Annotated in this window: 1 protein-coding gene; it reads right to left on the bottom strand. The window is 60.9% G+C overall.

Annotation, left to right across the window (positions count from 1 at the left end; translation table 11 throughout):
* Window positions 1-250, bottom strand: a 250-nt coding sequence (locus NKJ91_RS33755) for a LysR family transcriptional regulator (protein WP_352458954.1), incomplete at its 3' end; no start/stop codon positions are given.
* Between the last annotated feature and the right edge of the window lie 302 nt (window positions 251-552).

Below are 552 nucleotides of genomic sequence, written 5' to 3'. Positions count from 1 at the left end.
GCCAGCGGGTCAGCGACTGCATTGCCGCCTCGACGTCTTCGGCGCGCCGCAGCAGTTCCTCGCCGACCGGGGTCAGCCGGTAGCCGGTCTGCTGGCGCACGAATAGAGGTTCGCCGATCTGCTTTTCGAGCGCGGTGACGCGTCGTCCAAGGGTGGCTGCGCTGAGGCGCGTGGTTCCCGTCGCTGCGCTCAAGCCACCCAGCCGCGCAACGTCGAGAAACAACCTCAGATCGTCCCAGCCGATATCCATTTTGCAGAAATGAAAAACTCCTTGCGACCGTGGTTACGGAATTGGGTGGTAACAGCGCCGGCTCGCCTTCCGGAGTCGAGAAGTCCATCTGAGATCCGAGCCGCTGGCGCATGAAGGACTGGGCAAGAGTGTCCACACGACGCTCAAGCGGGCGAGGCAGAGAAATGATGCCCGAGTTGCGAAACATGGTACGCCTCGGACTACTGAGAATAGCAAGCGTTAGACCTGTGGCTGGCGGATGCAATATGCACGAACGTCTTTGGTCTTCCCGTCGTTCCAAATCATCCTCGCGCGAAGCCGAT

Source organism: Mesorhizobium sp. M0040 (genome assembly GCF_040323505.1).
In the GTDB taxonomy this organism is placed as follows: domain Bacteria; phylum Pseudomonadota; class Alphaproteobacteria; order Rhizobiales; family Rhizobiaceae; genus Mesorhizobium.
The sequence above is the reverse complement of the archived record's forward strand: the minus strand, read 5'-3'. Positions and strand labels throughout refer to the sequence as shown.